The organism is Neobacillus drentensis, assembly GCF_036965425.1.
In the GTDB taxonomy this organism is placed as follows: domain Bacteria; phylum Bacillota; class Bacilli; order Bacillales; family Cytobacillaceae; genus Neobacillus; species Neobacillus drentensis_F.
Genome location: NZ_JBALPP010000064.1, coordinates 21,925 through 37,667, shown reverse-complemented (window position 1 = coordinate 37,667; position 15,743 = coordinate 21,925). Strand labels below are relative to the sequence as shown.

Below are 15,743 nucleotides of genomic sequence, written 5' to 3'. Positions count from 1 at the left end.
GAAAATGCAGAACTTGCTTCTTTATCCGAGCAACTTGAGAAACTCTCCAATGATTTTTCAGAATTAAAAAAAGAACTAGTAGAACTAAAAGAATTAAATAATTATATGATTAAAATTTTTAAGAAACTATATGATAAAAAGAAATAGTGTATGATGACTATAAAAACCTTGAATTCAAGGTTTTTTTATTTAGAAAGTATTGTCATCAACACTATCTATATTTTTCATTTAATGTTTTCCTGGATGCTTTTTCTCATCGTTTTTCATATGATTAGAGTCTTTTTCTTTCTCATTGTTTGCAGCATCAGTTTTCTTTGAAATCTGCGAAGAATCCTTTTCCTCTGCAACTTGTACTGCTTCTTTCTTTTCAACAACCGGTTCAAGTAATAATTTTTCTCCAATATCGCGTGGGATTGCCTTAGTTTCAACAAGTTGTTCCAGACGATTGATTCTTTCTAGTAATTGAGCACGCTCTTGTTCCGCTATTCTTCCTTTCGCGGAATAATACGGATCGCTCTCCCACCAATCCATCCCTATTTCTTTCGCTTTATCGACCGATGCGACAAGCAGCCTGATTTTAATGGTGAGTAAATCGACATCGGCTAAAGCGATTTTAATGTCACCTGCAATCACGACTCCCTTATCCAGTATTTTTTCTAAAACTTCTAGTAAATTCGTAGATTGTGATGAATGCTGAATGGGCATATCCATCTCTCCTTCAATGGTTTAAAGAAGTCTCCCCAGCGGGCCTAATTCTATATTGAGCTGTTCATGTTCTAAACCAAAAATTACCTTTAATTCTTCCATTTTTTCCTCAAGCCTCATTAAGGTTAATCCCAATTCCTCTAGCTGCTCCTCTGTGAGCGAATCACTTTCAACCCGCCTCATTGCCTGACGTTCCATTAACTGGCGAAGAAGTTCAATGATCGTGAGCACTAATTTCGCCAATCCTTGCTCTACCTTGCTCGAGTCTAAGGGCATCCGTTCCATTCATAATGACCTCCCCTCCGTTATTCCGTTCCCTTGGGCCAAAAGCACTTTCAATCGATGAGATCAGTAGCTTAAGATCGACAACAATTAAATCAATATTGGCAATCGAGATTAAGATTTCTCCCTGAACTACGACTCCTGTATCAATAATGCCATCCAATAAATCCAGCAGGGTCATTTCTTTATTTTCAAAAAGATGATACCGCTCCATCTTAGGTCTCCTTCACCATTTTGGAAAAATGATAAGGCGGCCAAGGACCGGTAACATGAAACGTACATCCTAGTGTTGTGTAAGTTTTTTCTATTTCCTGGACTTTGTTTAAAAACTGTTCTGCATTATTGGTTTCTACTAGGTAATCTGCATTCATAATCATGTCATCTTTTCGTTCGGTAACTTCTTTACCCCAATTTTTGCGAAGATTGACATCCTGGACAATCGATGAAAGTTCTTGATTTATTTCCTGCCACCATTTCATATGTTCCACTTCAAATTGGGCTGCTATCAAATTTTCTAGCTTTTTCCTCATTAAAAACTGCTTCCCCTTCGGCATAAGCGTTAATTTTTCTTTTAATTCCAATACAGCTGGATTGTGATCTATGACATATTCTAAGGCTTTTTCCGTTTGACAAAACATTTTTACATTCCACTCTTGCTTACTTTTAAGGGAAAGGAGTTTTTGATAAAAATCATTATATTGCTCTGAGAGGAAACTTTCTAAAGTTGTTTCTTTTTGAAAGATGGTGCAAAACGACAAGGGAAGGACGGTAGCATTGTTTTGTATTGCGGCGATAACTTCATGATGATGAAAAGCTTTTTCCTTTAACCATTCAGCATCCTTAACAAGAAGGTCTATTTGCTGTTGAGAAAAATTAGGGGCATTGACCGGGGTAATAACGGCTGCTAAATCTTTATACTTCTTCGTATAAATGGGTTTTTGATCAATCCCCTTAAGTGAAGGAATTTCTGAATATTGAAGTTCCTCTGTTAAAATGACCCCGTATACATATAAAAAGTCTGTTCCAATCTTTGTTAGAGTCATAGTGCATCCTCCTTATTAAACCTCTAATCCTCTAAAAACTCATTTTTTTCACGTTCTTTGGCTATTTTATATCTGTTTAGCAATTCCTGTTCCCGAATCACATAGGCTTCTTCCTCAATTTCCTCTAATTCGTACATCATATGCAACTCGATGAGTTGTTGTTGAATATATTGGATATCGTACAATTCTTGGTCTGCTTCTTCTTGAATTTTTTCCCCAAGCTTGATAATGGAGCGGATCGGTAGTGTAAATAATTTAAAAATCATTTTCCTTCAATCCTTAATCGAATATCGACAAAGTTATAGGCCGGCCATGGGCCCGTATACTTAAAGTCTACTTTTTCCTTCCATAATTCAAATAAATCATTTACCCTTTTGTCAAATGCTTCTTCCATATCACGATCGACCAAAAAAGCAGCATTTAACAGAGTTTTTCCAGGAATTGTCGCATTTTGTTTCCCTGCTGCCGCTAACTCTAGTAAGGAATGGTAGATTTCTTTTTCCACCTCATACTCCAAACCTAAAACAAAGTTTTGGGCGTGCTCTCCTATTTGAATCTGGTCATAAAAGGATGCCGGATTGGTAATGTCTATTTTTGAGTCCTTTAGTTTTTTTAACATCGGATTATTATTCATTTCTTCCTTTAGCCATTCTTTTTTAGCAATGACCTTTAAGCCGACCTCGATTTTGTTCTCCAAATGGGTGAACAATTTTTCAAATTCATCATGCATATGTTTTGTTATCAACAGCACATCCTCTTCTGAATGAAACACATTTCCAAAGCTCATAGGGATTAAGCTGTAATCTTTAATGATTTCAGAAATAACCTGCTGATGGGCAAATAAATTATTTCGGTCTGGTAAAACCTCACCATCCACCCTTGCCACAACCATGGCTATATTCTGGTGGTGAATGGTATAAACATCATTGTCTAAATCATTGAATAGTACTTTTCCAAATTTCTTTGGCTCCTTTTCAGATATGGCACAAAAAACATACACTCCATTTTGGGTACTCATTACTGCTCTCCTTTCTTTAACAATTCTTTTAAAATAAGTTCCTGAACAGCTTTATTTTTTAACTCAGGGAAACTTTGGTTCACTGGTCTCGTTAATACATCCAAACATAGGGCTTGGTACTGTTTATCTTCAGCCAAAATTGGAATGCTTGCTTTTTGGGCTATTGTGGCAATCATCAGTGAAGCTCGTAAACTTGGACAAAATCCCTTTCCATAGGATCTTAATTTAGTAACAAGCCTTACAACTTCCTTAGCTTCTTCCTCGTTGATACCTGTTTTCTCGTGGAGAATTTTTATTTCATCTTCTGTATCACATGTATCCAAGCTGATGGTTATTAATCGATCGAGGAGTGCATCTTGAGTATGAAAGGTTCCTGCATATTCATCGGGATTACTTGTGAAAATGATGGAAAAGTTTGGATGACATGGAATAAATGAGTCCTTTTCTTTCCCGTAAAGAGGCAAAACCTGTTCCTCTAAAAGGGCTAAAAATATATTATTCGTTTCAGGCAGGGAACGTGAAAATTCATCATAAATGACAACATGTCCATGTTTGACCGCTTCAATAAGCTGTCCTTGGACCCAAATTGGTTTAATGACTTGCTCTCGCTTATAAACTGAATGAATATAATTATCGATAATCTCTTTTTTTGTTATTCCATAATGTTGCCCTAATAAATCCTTATTCGATAATTCATGGTGGCCGCGTATAATGGTAACCGGCCTGTTCAATTGAGAAGCAATTTGGAGTGCCAAGCTAGTTTTTCCGATACCCGATGGCCCGACAAAATGTACGGGATAACCTGCCTTGATATACTTTATCGTTTTTGTAATGATTTCCTCTGTTTTTTCAGTCTTGACGAACATCATCACACCTCCTATTCGCTGGTTTTTTCAAAAAAGGAGCCAAGGCGTGACCTGCCTTGGCATCACCTTTCCTCCTATTTACGATAAAGATTCTACTGCAGTCTCTTCGTCAAAAAGATGATGAGGACTGTCAGATAACAGTCCAACCGCATCTGCATATTTCAGCCATGTCTTAACGCTGGCAATGACAATCCGGGCTTCAATTGTCAGCAGTTCAATTCCAACCAATGAAACAACAGCCCAAATGTCAATTACGACACCTTTATCCAATATGCGGTCAACTACTTCTGCCAAACTGGATGTATTTACACTCTTTTGTATAGCAGCCATTACTCATCTCCTCCTTTCGTTGGCTGCACTCAAGGGAAATCCATATAGATTATTCTTCATTTCTTACACAAGTGATGATTCTTACCCTTATCAACAGCTGAATTCTTCGTCTATGACGAATTACAATATTATATGTTTTCTAGTAAATATGGTATGGACATGTGTATAAGGTATGGGACGCATATTTTTATAGAGGAAAATTGAGAGAAAATTGACTTTACAATTGTAAAAATTGTTCTTACTCTAAATGTAGTGAAATGATAGGAGGCCTATTAATGGAGGAATTTGTTTATTTGATTAGACCGAACCGCCATGATTTTATTGAGACTATGACACAGGAAGAAGCTATAATTATGGATGAACATTTCCAGTATCTTAAAGATCTGTTAGCAGAAGAAAAATTAGTTTTGGCAGGCCCTTGCTTAGACGGAGCTTTTGGAATTTGCGTATTTAAATCCGAATCATGGGAAAATGCTGAGGAAGTAATGAATAATGATCCTGCAGTTTCAAACGGAATCATGAGTTCAGAATTACATAAATATAGAGTTTCTCTTATGCAAGGGAAATAAAATTATGTTAATTTCACATAGCAGGCGTCAATTGACACCTGCTTTTTTACGCTTAGACAGGGTTTTATCTTTAATTTCACTAAACATTCGACCATTTTAACTCCTTGTCCCCCCATTTTTGATTCAAATCAAAACAATATTAAAAAAGTAATCATACAATAACTTATCCACATTTATGTTAGGGGGTAAACAATGGAAAGTTTTTTTCGCTTAAGGCGGGATCAAGATAGCGAAGGTGTTATAAGACTGCACCCGGAGGTTGCCAAATTTATCGGTATCACCCGCTGGACTGAAAGAATTTTTTTCTTTGGAAATCAATCACTAAGGGCACCTGTTTATACGTCCCATAACCTTCAGGAAAATGAGGTGGGCATTTCTTCAGATATTCTTGATCATTTAAACATTCCTCTTAACTGCCATTATGAAATTCTACTAAAAGGCGATGAAATCCACTTCGGTCCCTTTATTGGGATACTAGCTGGAAATTCATTTAAATCTATCAATAGTCAATTAGAGGACCTATTGGATTATTTATTATATTACAGTGAAATCAAGGGTGCTGTTCTTGTTTTTCCACTTGAAGGTGTAAATAAAGACGATCAAACCATAAAAGGTTATCTATTTAATCCTAAATCGAAACAATGGGAAAAAGGGACGTTTCCTTATCCTTCCTCTATTTTTGTACTGACGAAGAAGGCAAGCTCCAGATGGATTAAGCATTTTCAATCTGTTATCGGTGATGCGGTTTTTAATGATTTTCATTATAATAAATGGAATATTCATAAGATTTTAGAGTCCTCCTATATTGTGAAGGATTATCTGCCACATTCCGTTTTGTATGAATCTCCTGAAGAATTGTACTCATTTTTAGAGAAATACTCTAAGGTGATGGTTAAATCTATCAGCACCACAAGAAACTCCTATATTTACAAAATATCAAAAGAAAATAACTACATCATCTTCACGGATCCACAAAAGGGAGAATCGAAGAAAATACGATATTCTGAAAAGAACCAGGTCTATGAAGTGTTTGCTAAGTATTTTAAAGCAGGAGAATATATGATTCAACAATCAATTGAACTGCAAACTACTCACGACAGGACCATTGACTTCCGGGTGATTGTAGTCAAGAATTCAAAGGGTAAATGGCAGGTCATGAACCTGTTTGCTCGACAAGGTAAACCGGGCACTGTATTAAGCAATATATATCCGTTTGTTGAATTAGGAAAAGAGACGTTGAAAGAAGTTTGGGATCTTAATGAAGTGAAAACGGCCATGCTAGTGAAGGAAATAGCCGATAAATCGATTGAAGCGGTTAAGGTAATCGAAGAAAAAGGAGTTCACTTTGCCAATGCCAGTGTAGATGTAAAAGTTGATGAGAATGAAGCTATTTGGATTCTGGATGTACAGCATCGAAACCCTTCCCATGAAATCGCACTCGTTGCCGGTTTCCCCGACCTTTACTACGAAATCCTTAAAACCAATATGCTCTACGCCAAAAAACTAGCAGGATTTAATTAATTCATTATTAAACACATCACTAAAACTTATTAGATGTAGGTAACTTTAGTTAACATAATAATATTATGTTAACTAAATATAAATAAACAAGGCAAATGTCCGCGTGAGGTGGACATTTGCCTTGTTTTGTCTTTTTTTGGTGCCTGACACCTATCTTAACATTACCCCTGTTGCAAAGGTCAGAAATACGTGGGTGCCAAGTTTGACGGTTGGTTGGACGTTCGTGTCCTTAAGCGGGTCCAGGCAGACGATGTCCATGGCTTTTACTTTTGGATGGCGGCCTGCTGCTAGTACTCCTTCTAGCAGTTCTGCGGTTGTCATGCCCCCCGGCGTTGAGGCCGGTACCCCTGGAGCATAAGCAATATCAAGCACATCCATATCAACGGTTAAATAAATTGTATCTACTTTCGCAGAAAGCTCATCTAAACATTGAAGAACTGTCGCTTCGATACCCTTCTTCCGAGCGCGGCCCAAAGTAATATAGTTAACGCCCTTTTCATCCGCATATTGCTTTAAATCCTTGGTATTAAAAAATCCGTGCAATCCGATGTTGTACATATTAGAGCCTTCAACTACACCACTTTCAATTAGGTTACGCATTGGTGTACCGTTTGAAGGGCCATTATCACTCATATCTCGTAAATCAAAGTGAGTATCAAACTGGAGAATCCCGATTCGCTCCCCAGGCTTCGACTTTTGGAGACCCTTCACCATCATCGCCGTAATCGAATGGTCACCGCCAATGGCACAAACCTTCGAATTACTAAAATGACTGTGAAGTGCCTCAGAGGCCTCAATAATATTCTCATGACAGCGGCGGATATCAGTGACATGCAATGGGACGTCACCAACATCCAATGCTTTCATCTTCGCTAAGTCAATATCCTCATCAAGATTGTAGGTGGTAAAGCCTTTCCAAGCACGTCTAAAAGCATCCGGAAATTCCGACGCTCCAGAGGCGCTAATTGATGAGCGTGACAAAGGCACACCGACAACGATAATCTCCGCTTCTTTGCTCTTTTCAGGATCAGCCGCTCCATCGAGCGGCTGAATCCATTCATGAACTTTCTCCGGAGCACGACCCTCCGGTCTTACCCATGCAAAGCTGTGAGGATTAATTTTTGGATAAAGAAAGCTCTTCACTGAGCTGACCTCCCTTGACAACCACAGCACCATTTTTCACAACCGTGTCCACGTGGTTAACCCCATAGGAGTATTGAAGCTTCATATAGTTTGGCACATTAAAAATGGTCACATCACCTTTTTTGCCAACCTCCAAGCTGCCGATCTCAGCAGCCCGATTAATCGCATGTGCCGCATTGATCGTGGTCGCCGAAATGACTTCTGCAGGAGTCATCCCCATTTTCAAACAGCCAAGACTCATGATGAACGGAAGGGAAACCGTGGGCGATGAACCTGGGTTGCAATCCGTTGACAAGGCAACCGGTACACCCAAATCAATCATTTTCCGGCCATTTGCAGACTCTGCCATTAAAAAGTACGCGGTTCCTGGAAGTAATACGCCGACTACTCCCTTTTCCGCCATTGCCTTCATGCCCTTTTCAGATGCCTTCAATAAGTGGTCTGCAGAAAACGCCCCTACTTCAGCAGCTAGCTCAGCCCCTTCATACGGCTCAATTTCATCCGCATGAATTTTCGCCAGCAGCCCGTGGCGTTTACCCGCTTCAAGGATTCTGCGTGATTGCTCCGGTGTAAACACACCATGTTCACAGAAAACATCATTGAATTCGGCAAGGCCTAATTCAGCCACTTTTGGGATCATTTCGTCAATCAACAAATCGACAAACGCATCCGGATTTTCTTTATACTCTTTCGGAACTGCATGGGCGCCCATAAAGGTAGAAACAACATCAATCACGTGCTTTTTATTTAGTTCTTTGGCCACTTCCAGCTGCTTCAATTCCGTTGCCCACTCCATGCCATATCCGCTTTTTGCTTCTAATGTGGTAACACCGTGACGAAGGAACGCGTTTAAACGCTCATAACTTTCACTAAAAAGCTGTTCATGGCTGGCAGCCTGTGTTGCCCTTGTCGTTGCGTGAATACCGCCGCCGGCATTCATGATTTCCATATAGGTAGCCCCTTGAAGACGCATATTAAATTCATTTTCTCTGCTTCCGGCAAAAACAACATGGGTATGTGGATCGACCAGACCAGGGGTCACAAGTTTACCTGTGGCATCGACAATCTCAGCGTCAGCTAAACGAGCCATATATTTTGCTGCTAATTCCTCATCCGTCCCAACAGCCTGAATCACTCCATCTTCAATCCAAACGCTGCCGTTCTCAATTATACTTAACTCAGACATCGCACCCTTAACAAGGGGAGCCTTAGAGCTCCCCTTTAGGGTAACGAGCTGAGAAGCCTTTCTGATAAAAAGTGCTTTACTCATTCGTTTCCAATCCCTTCAATCTTAGTCTTGTTGCAGCATTGGCATCTTGATGCCTTTTTCCTTCGCTGTCTTAATGGCTAAATCGTAGCCGGCATCTGCGTGACGTACTACACCCATACCAGGGTCAGTTGTTAATACGCGCTGTAAGCGAATTTCTGCATCCTTAGTTCCGTCCGCAACAATTACCATACCAGAGTGCTGGGAATATCCCATACCAACTCCGCCGCCGTGGTGAAGGGAAATCCAACTCGCACCACCAACTGCATTGATCATTGCGTTAAGAATTGGCCAGTCAGAAACTGCATCACTTCCGTCCTTCATTGCTTCTGTTTCACGGTTTGGCGAAGCAACAGAACCAGCATCCAGATGATCACGGCCGATAACAATTGGTGCAGAAACTTCACCAGAAGCAACCATATCATTGATGACTTTACCAAAACGGGCACGGTCTCCATAGCCTAGCCAGCAAATGCGGGCAGGAAGTCCTTGGAAAGCGATTCTTTCTTGGGCCATTTTAACCCATTTACAAAGATGTTCATCATCTTTGAACTCACGAAGTAATGCTTCATCAATTTTGCGAATATCTTCTGGATCGCCGGATAAGGCTGCCCAGCGGAACGGTCCTTTACCTTCACAGAATAATGGACGAATGTAAGCAGGGACGAATCCAGGGAAGTCGAACGCATTTTCAACGCCTTCATCTTTTGCAACCTGACGAATATTGTTACCGTAATCAAAAGTAACGGCGCCTTTTTGCTGCATGGTTAACATGGCTTTTACATGTGTAGCCATGCTTTGTTTAGAAAGCTTCACATATAATGTCGGATCATCATTTCTTAATTTAGCTGCTTCTTCTAAAGAGTACCCCACTGGCACATAGCCGTTAAGCGGGTCATGTGCAGATGTTTGGTCTGTTAACACATCAGGGGTGAAGCCTTTTTCAATCATTAATGGTAAAATTTCTGCCGCGTTACCAAGAAGACCGATAGAAAGTGCTTTGCCTTCCTTTTTCGCCTCAAAGGCTAATTTTAACGCTTCATCAAGGTCTTTTGTTTTTACATCCAAATATCGTGTTTCAATACGACGATCGATTCGCCATTCCTCTACCTCAATAGCAATACATACGCCATCGTTCATCGTTACAGCAAGCGGTTGAGCACCGCCCATGCCGCCAAGACCTGCGGTTAAGGTGATGGTGTGTTTTAAGGAGCCGCCAAACTCTTGACGAGCAAGCTCTGCAAATGTTTCATAAGTACCTTGAACAATTCCCTGGCTGCCGATGTAAATCCAGCTCCCAGCTGTCATTTGACCGTACATCATGAGGCCTTTTTTATCTAATTCATGGAAATGCTCCCAATTTGCCCAAGCTGGTACGAGGTTTGAATTTGCCAGTAATACGCGTGGTGCATCCTTGTGGGATTTCCAGACAACAACCGGCTTACCAGATTGAATTAAAAGTGTCTCGTCCTCTTCTAACTCTAAAAGCGTTTTCACAATAGCATCAAAAGATTCCCAGTTTCGAGCTGCTTTTCCGATTCCGCCGTATACCACGAGGTCTTCTGGTCTTTCTGCCACTTCCTGGTCAAGGTTATTCAATAACATGCGCAGCGCTGCTTCTTGAATCCATCCCTTTGCGTGAAGTTCAGTTCCTTTATAGTTTTGAATAACGCGTGGTTTTGCCGTATTTGTCGTTTCCATTATCGTCACTCCTTAATATGATTCTATTAGTATTATAAAAATATAATCTTCTGAAAAATACGGTTGAAAAATTGGATGAAGGATAATATTTATGTTTTCATCTAGAGGATATTTAGGGGACAAGCTAGTAAAACTATAAAATTTTTAGAAATGAGTACTTTTTTTAGAAAAAGAAAGACTCAGAGCTTATTCTGAGCCTTTTTCACTGTGGTGTATATTCATTTTTTTCATTCGAAATTCCCTTGGTGCGATTCCAACAGCTTCCTTAAACATTCTGCTAAAGTAATTCGAATTTTGATAGCCAGCAAGCTGCGAAATTTCCTTAACAGGTAAATTGGTTTCCGTTAAGAGCCGTTTTGCCTCCTTCATTCGAATCCTAGTCAAAAAAGCTGTAAAGCTTGAGCCCGTTTTTGAAATCAGCAGATGGCTAAAATAGGATGGATTTCGGTCGACATATTTGGCAACATCTTCAAGTCTAAGATCGCTGTTCGAAAAATTTGCCTCAATAAAAGCAATGCCGCGCTCAATCGGGTCTTGCTTAAAATTACGTATGCTTGCTTCGGCACCTAAAAATAATTTTTGCACGAATAGGATGAAATTTTGCACCGTACGGTAAAGAACGGTGTCATATAAAATGGAATTAAAAATATAACGGTATTCCTGTTCAAAGCTTTGGTCTGCATCCAGATTATAGGTCATCATATATCTTCTCACTTGAGCAAGGATACTGGTTAATCTGATTCTAACCAAACCTGGATCGGGATAGCGCTCTTTTAATTGAAGAAATTCATCATAAAGCCATTTTTTTATTTTTTCTAAGTCACTGTTGGCTAGCATGTCCACCCATTCACGCTGCTCAGGAGGCGCCAAGAAGGGATCGATATGAACCCAATCCGGCGAATAATCAAGTTCAACTACTTGCTGGTATCCCTTATAATAAGTAAATTCGAGCATTTTTCTCGTTTGCAAATATTTTTGATTAAGCGTTAATGGTGACGAGTTCCCCTTATGGACTACAATCGCAAGGGGTTCGGAGAATTCCTCATCCCACTTTCTCATCGCTTTTTGACATTGTTCCTTTATATTAGGGCAGATTTCCTTAAAGAGAAGAATCACCATGTCATTTAAGGCAAAAATTCCGGGCAAATCCTTGAAAGGATACTCTGTTAAAAAAGAATGCAAGATAGGAATCGTCTCGATACTTTCTGTTTGGAACGCAGCGATATGGTAGTTCTCCGAGTTTATGGTGTGTGGAATAAATAGCGCTTCATAGGAAATATCTTTATATGAATTTGAACGATAATTGCTGTTAAGATTGTTTTTTGTGCCAAGCTTCCTCGATGCCTTCTGATAAGCGGACTTAATCTTGGTTGTCGAAAAAGGTTTGATCATTAACTCTAATGCCTGCATATCAATCGCAAGCCTTGCCTTTTCGAAGGTCGCTTCGGCACTAGTCAGCAGTAGAATGGGGTCATAAATTTGCATGAGCTCACGAAAGCTGGACCATTCCTCCTTGCTGACCATATCCAGCTCCATCAGCACAATATCCGGGGATTCTTTTTCAAAATGAACGATGAATTCTTGAAAATTCGATGCTAGAATAATGTTGGTTACTGGAATGGAGGAAGTTTTCAGCAGCCACTTTAATCCTTCTCGCTCGTTTAAATCGCGGTCGGCAATCAGCCATTTCCCTTCCATCTCTCGCTCACCCCTTTCAGAAACATTATACATAAAAAAAGGCTCCGGTGGTAAACGATAATAAAAAAGGCTCTTTTCGCAAACTTTGTTGCTTTTAGAACTTATTAAGGGTTACTTACAAAGTTTCTAGGCAATTTTCGCAAATGATCTTACGAAAAGATGCCACGATAATCATTTTATAAGGGTTGATGAACCTATACGAAAAACAACATTCTTTGCGAAAATAGCCATAAAAAATGAAAAGGAGTGAGCATATGAGGAAATTTGTTAGTCTATTCATCGTCCTGTTTACATTTTCAATAAATACCCCGATCTCTGCCAGCACTCAAGAGCCGATAAAGGGGATTTATGTGAAAGCCGAAAACACACAAGGCCCAAAGTTTGAAAAATTAATGAATCTGATCAACCAAACAGAATTGAATGCGATGGTTATTGATATAAAGGATGACCACGGCAATCTCACCTTTCAGCCCTCTAAAAATTCACCCTATTATACGGCCAGTCGTCCTTATATTAAGAACTCATCTGCATTAATGTCGACACTTAAGAAAAATAAAGTATTCCCGATTGCCCGGATTGTCGTTTTTAAGGACAATGTTTTAGCTAATGCTAATCCCGATTGGTCATATAAAACGCCACATGGCATTTGGAAAAATTCACGGAGTGATTCGTTTACAAACCCTTTTGTCAAAGAGGTTTGGGACTATAATATCGGCATGGCGATGGAAGCTGCCAAAGTGGGTTTTAAAGAGATACAGTTTGACTATGTTAGATTTCCGGAAAAATTTTCGACGTTTGAGGGTTCGTTAACCTACATTGGTCAAAGAGAAGGAAGCAGTCGTGTCACTGCCGTAACTGGATTTGTTAAATATGCGAAGGAAAAATTGAAGCCTTATGGGGTCAAGATGTCAGTCGATACGTTTGGAAATGCGACCGTTATACCAGAAGCACCGGGAATTGGCCAAAATTTCTCCAAGATCGCTGAGAATGTGGATGTCATTTCTGCGATGATTTATCCAAGTCATTGGACCGGCATTTTCGGAATTACAAAGCCTGATTTAGAGCCATATCGTCTTGTTTCCGAATATGCAAAAGTTGAAAAAACCCGATTAAATAAATTGACCTCCCCTCCTGCTTCAAGACCATGGCTTCAGGATTTCACCGCTGCCTGGCTTGGAAAAGGGAATTATAAAGTGTACGGAAAGCAGGAAATTGAGGATCAAATTCGCGCCCTTCATTCACAGGGCGTCAATGAATATTTATTATGGAACGCGGCCAACAACTATACACCAAATGTGGATTACACACCGTATTAACGATAAACAAAAGGGACAAATACTCATTGGAGTGGGCTTTGTCCCTTGGCTTTTTTTAGATAGTTGAAATAAATGGTTTAGTATCAAGTAAAGATTCTATATTTAGCAGACTCCGGACCTCATCAGGAACTTTAACCTTACTTCTTAATTTTCGATCGATAGTGGTAAGGACTGCCTCTGAAGAAACGACAAGTTCTTGTTCATCCCTAATTATTTTTTGTGTCAGCGTAAAGCTGGTATTCCCTACTCGTTCAAGCGTCGTTGTGATAAATAGTTTGTCACCTTGGAATACTTCCTTTTTATAATCAACGCCAATATGTACCGCTACTGCTTCGACACCAATCAGTATACAAAAATGGTACCATTCCTTTCTTGCCTGATCCAAGTATTCATAGAGTTTCACATTATTTACATGACCCTGTTTGGATTCGGCAATGAGTTCTAATTCGGTATAAGTCAATGGGACTGCTCCTTTCATTTGAGTTAGTTCTTCAGTAAATCCTCTTATTTATACTGTATAACAATCTACTAACATATTAAAGAAAGAATCCATTTTAGAAATAAGAAAAACTGATCCTGTAAATAGATCAGCTTAAAGCGGTCTTTTCTCAATGTTTTTTACACTTGAAAACATACTTCCCACTACAACACCGAAAATAACGGAAATAAACTTTATTAAACCTGTGGAAAGAGAGAGAAAATTTAGGGTCATTCTGTTGCTTTCATTAACCACTCTTAAAAGAAAAGTCTCCATCAGCGGCTCGTATAGGATTAAACATGGGATTAGCACCAAGGGAACAGCCAGCCGATTTCGAGTGATTATATTTTTGGTTAAAAATATAAAAATTATCGCAAAGACTATAGCGAAGCCATAAACAAACCAGTTCATATACTGAAGTGCACGGCCTGGCTGATTAAAAAAAGCCAAAATAACGAGATAGACAATCCATAAAAATGAAACCAACACTGCTAAAATTTGTGTTCTAATTAAAAATTTCATACTAAACTCTGCCTCAATTCCCTCTAAATTCATACACTTACCATAACCAAAAACAATCCAATTAACAACACTTACCGTAACTATTTAACCCGCAATAGCAGAATTTGTCCACCCCAGGCGGACAAAAACACAAAAATGTCTTTCTGTGGTGCCTGACACCATAGAAAGACATTTTTTTACTCTCATATCCTTTATTTAGCTTATGTCCTCAACTTTGAGAATCATTTCTTTTTCGATGTGGCTGGCTCGTATTCCAAATTTAGGTGTCATTGGGCTTAGTGTTTCTCCGAGCAGGATTTTAATTGCCTGATATGGGAGGTTGATTCCTGAAAGGCAGCTTATATGCATTCCGCCGCTCATCCTTGGATTAATCTCAAGCAGCTTCGGTACCCCGTTTCCGTATTTCATTTGGATATTGAAAACATAGGGCAATTTATATTCCTCATGAAAATCACGAGCAAGTTTCATCAATTCAAGGCTTTCCACCAGCTCCCTTACCCGGCCATCCCCCTTCATCCTTGGAATTGCCGCAAACAGCTCGTCTTGGGACGCCAAGCAATCAATACTATATTCTCTGCCATCCAAATATTCCATTACCATTAAATCAGGAAAGGATTCCTGCTGACTAAAAATTTCACAGGCATATTTGTACGGCATCCGAAATCGAATTCCATGCTGGAATAGCTGCTGAATGGAATCAACCTCTTCCTTGATCATACGAAAACCATTTGCTCCTTCACCAATGACTGGTTTAAAACAAACTTCATGTCCTTTTTCTTTCAAGGACTCATATGCCATTTTAAATCCATCAATATTATTCACCACATAATAATCGGGTATTAAAAAGCTGGGAACCCGCTGAGCTATGGATTGATAGGTGGCTGCTTTATTGTCAACAGTCTCCATTAAATCAGCATCAGGACAAACCAACACTTTGACACCTAATGCCTCAAACTTCGCCAAACGTTTCGAAATGAGCACATTTTCTTTTCGGGGAATAAAAAGATCAATACCATGCCGCTGACAAAAATCAAGACAAAAAGCAATATATTCATCCCCTGACACTTCCGGCTCAATAAATGCGTAATCACAATTTTGCAGATATAGTGCATCCTTATTAGGATGTGTACCATAAATAAGAAATTTCCGACCGTCATCGTTCGTACGAATCAAATCCATATAATGCGAAACCGTCGTAAACCATCGATTAAACCAAATCTTCATATGAAACCTCTTTCATGTTGTAATTTAGGACTTTTCCATTATGTTCCAACATTATCAATT

17 protein-coding genes and 1 pseudogene are annotated in these 15,743 nt (G+C 39.4%); 3 read left to right on the top strand and 15 right to left on the bottom strand.

All coding sequences use genetic code 11. From position 1 onward, the window contains the following. Positions 1-417: 417 nt before the first annotated feature. The 8 genes and pseudogenes from V7161_RS17025 to gvpA all read right to left on the bottom strand — a co-directional run. A pseudogene (locus V7161_RS17025) lies at positions 418-705 on the bottom strand (gas vesicle protein); the annotation flags it as partial. 21 nt (positions 706-726) lie between these two features. Next, positions 727-990, bottom strand: coding sequence for a gas vesicle protein K (locus tag V7161_RS17020; RefSeq protein WP_335714151.1), 264 nt, complete (start codon positions 988-990; stop codon positions 727-729). Beyond that, a complete protein-coding gene (locus V7161_RS17015) occupies positions 920-1,201 on the bottom strand; it encodes a gas vesicle protein (RefSeq protein ID WP_335714150.1) in 282 nt (93 codons plus the stop codon). The genes V7161_RS17020 and V7161_RS17015 overlap by 71 nt, the downstream gene beginning before the upstream one ends. A gap of 1 nt (position 1,202) precedes the next feature. Next, the gene (locus V7161_RS17010; protein ID WP_335714149.1) at positions 1,203-2,030 is read right to left on the bottom strand and encodes a GvpL/GvpF family gas vesicle protein; all 828 of its coding nucleotides are present in this window, start codon (positions 2,028-2,030) and stop codon (positions 1,203-1,205) included. A 23-nt stretch (positions 2,031-2,053) separates the two neighbouring features. Then, positions 2,054-2,296 (bottom strand): gas vesicle protein GvpG, encoded by a 243-nt coding sequence (locus tag V7161_RS17005; protein ID WP_335714148.1) that lies wholly within the window; start codon positions 2,294-2,296, stop codon positions 2,054-2,056. Next, positions 2,293-3,048 (bottom strand): GvpL/GvpF family gas vesicle protein, encoded by a 756-nt coding sequence (locus V7161_RS17000; protein WP_335714147.1) that lies wholly within the window; start codon positions 3,046-3,048, stop codon positions 2,293-2,295. Before V7161_RS17000 ends, V7161_RS17005 begins: the two co-directional genes overlap by 4 nt. Further along, positions 3,048-3,914, bottom strand: coding sequence for a gas vesicle protein GvpN (gvpN, locus tag V7161_RS16995; protein ID WP_335714146.1), 867 nt, complete (start codon positions 3,912-3,914; stop codon positions 3,048-3,050). The genes V7161_RS17000 and gvpN overlap by 1 nt, the downstream gene beginning before the upstream one ends. Before the next feature lie 78 nt (positions 3,915-3,992). Next, entirely contained in the window at positions 3,993-4,244 is a 252-nt protein-coding gene (gene gvpA / locus V7161_RS16990) for a gas vesicle structural protein GvpA (RefSeq protein ID WP_335714145.1), read from the bottom strand. A 275-nt stretch (positions 4,245-4,519) separates the two neighbouring features. On the opposite strand from gvpA, the gene V7161_RS16985 reads away from it, so the two are divergent. After that, positions 4,520-4,813: a YciI family protein gene (locus tag V7161_RS16985; RefSeq protein WP_335714144.1), complete on the top strand. Its 294-nt coding sequence runs from the start codon at positions 4,520-4,522 to the stop codon at positions 4,811-4,813. 192 nt (positions 4,814-5,005) lie between these two features. Next, a complete protein-coding gene (locus tag V7161_RS16980; RefSeq protein WP_335714143.1) occupies positions 5,006-6,334 on the top strand; it encodes a YheC/YheD family endospore coat-associated protein in 1,329 nt (442 codons plus the stop codon). A gap of 150 nt (positions 6,335-6,484) precedes the next feature. Here the strand turns inward: V7161_RS16980 and V7161_RS16975 are convergent, their stop codons facing one another. From V7161_RS16975 to V7161_RS16960, 4 genes are all read right to left on the bottom strand, one after another. Further along, a complete protein-coding gene (locus tag V7161_RS16975) occupies positions 6,485-7,477 on the bottom strand; it encodes an agmatinase family protein (RefSeq protein WP_335714142.1) in 993 nt (330 codons plus the stop codon). Further along, positions 7,449-8,747 (bottom strand): imidazolonepropionase, encoded by a 1,299-nt coding sequence (gene hutI, locus V7161_RS16970; protein ID WP_335714141.1) that lies wholly within the window; start codon positions 8,745-8,747, stop codon positions 7,449-7,451. The genes V7161_RS16975 and hutI overlap by 29 nt, the downstream gene beginning before the upstream one ends. Before the next feature lie 21 nt (positions 8,748-8,768). Beyond that, on the bottom strand, positions 8,769-10,445 hold the full coding sequence (gene hutU / locus V7161_RS16965) for a urocanate hydratase (RefSeq protein WP_335714140.1): 1,677 nt from the start codon (positions 10,443-10,445) through the stop codon (positions 8,769-8,771). Between the two features lie 186 nt (positions 10,446-10,631). Beyond that, the gene (locus V7161_RS16960; protein ID WP_335714139.1) at positions 10,632-12,143 is read right to left on the bottom strand and encodes a helix-turn-helix domain-containing protein; all 1,512 of its coding nucleotides are present in this window, start codon (positions 12,141-12,143) and stop codon (positions 10,632-10,634) included. A gap of 254 nt (positions 12,144-12,397) precedes the next feature. Here V7161_RS16960 and V7161_RS16955 point away from each other — a divergent pair, with 254 nt between their 5' ends. Beyond that, positions 12,398-13,459 (top strand): putative glycoside hydrolase, encoded by a 1,062-nt coding sequence (locus tag V7161_RS16955; protein ID WP_335714138.1) that lies wholly within the window; start codon positions 12,398-12,400, stop codon positions 13,457-13,459. A gap of 55 nt (positions 13,460-13,514) precedes the next feature. On the opposite strand, the gene V7161_RS16950 is transcribed toward V7161_RS16955, so the two are convergent. The 3 genes from V7161_RS16950 to V7161_RS16940 all read right to left on the bottom strand — a co-directional run bounded on the left by V7161_RS16950 (position 13,515) and on the right by V7161_RS16940 (position 15,683). Further along, positions 13,515-13,919 (bottom strand): acyl-CoA thioesterase, encoded by a 405-nt coding sequence (locus tag V7161_RS16950; protein ID WP_335714137.1) that lies wholly within the window; start codon positions 13,917-13,919, stop codon positions 13,515-13,517. Between the two features lie 132 nt (positions 13,920-14,051). Next, positions 14,052-14,459 (bottom strand): hypothetical protein, encoded by a 408-nt coding sequence (locus V7161_RS16945; RefSeq protein WP_335714136.1) that lies wholly within the window; start codon positions 14,457-14,459, stop codon positions 14,052-14,054. A gap of 195 nt (positions 14,460-14,654) precedes the next feature. Then, entirely contained in the window at positions 14,655-15,683 is a 1,029-nt protein-coding gene (locus tag V7161_RS16940) for an ATP-grasp domain-containing protein (protein WP_335714135.1), read from the bottom strand. Positions 15,684-15,743: the final 60 nt, after the last annotated feature.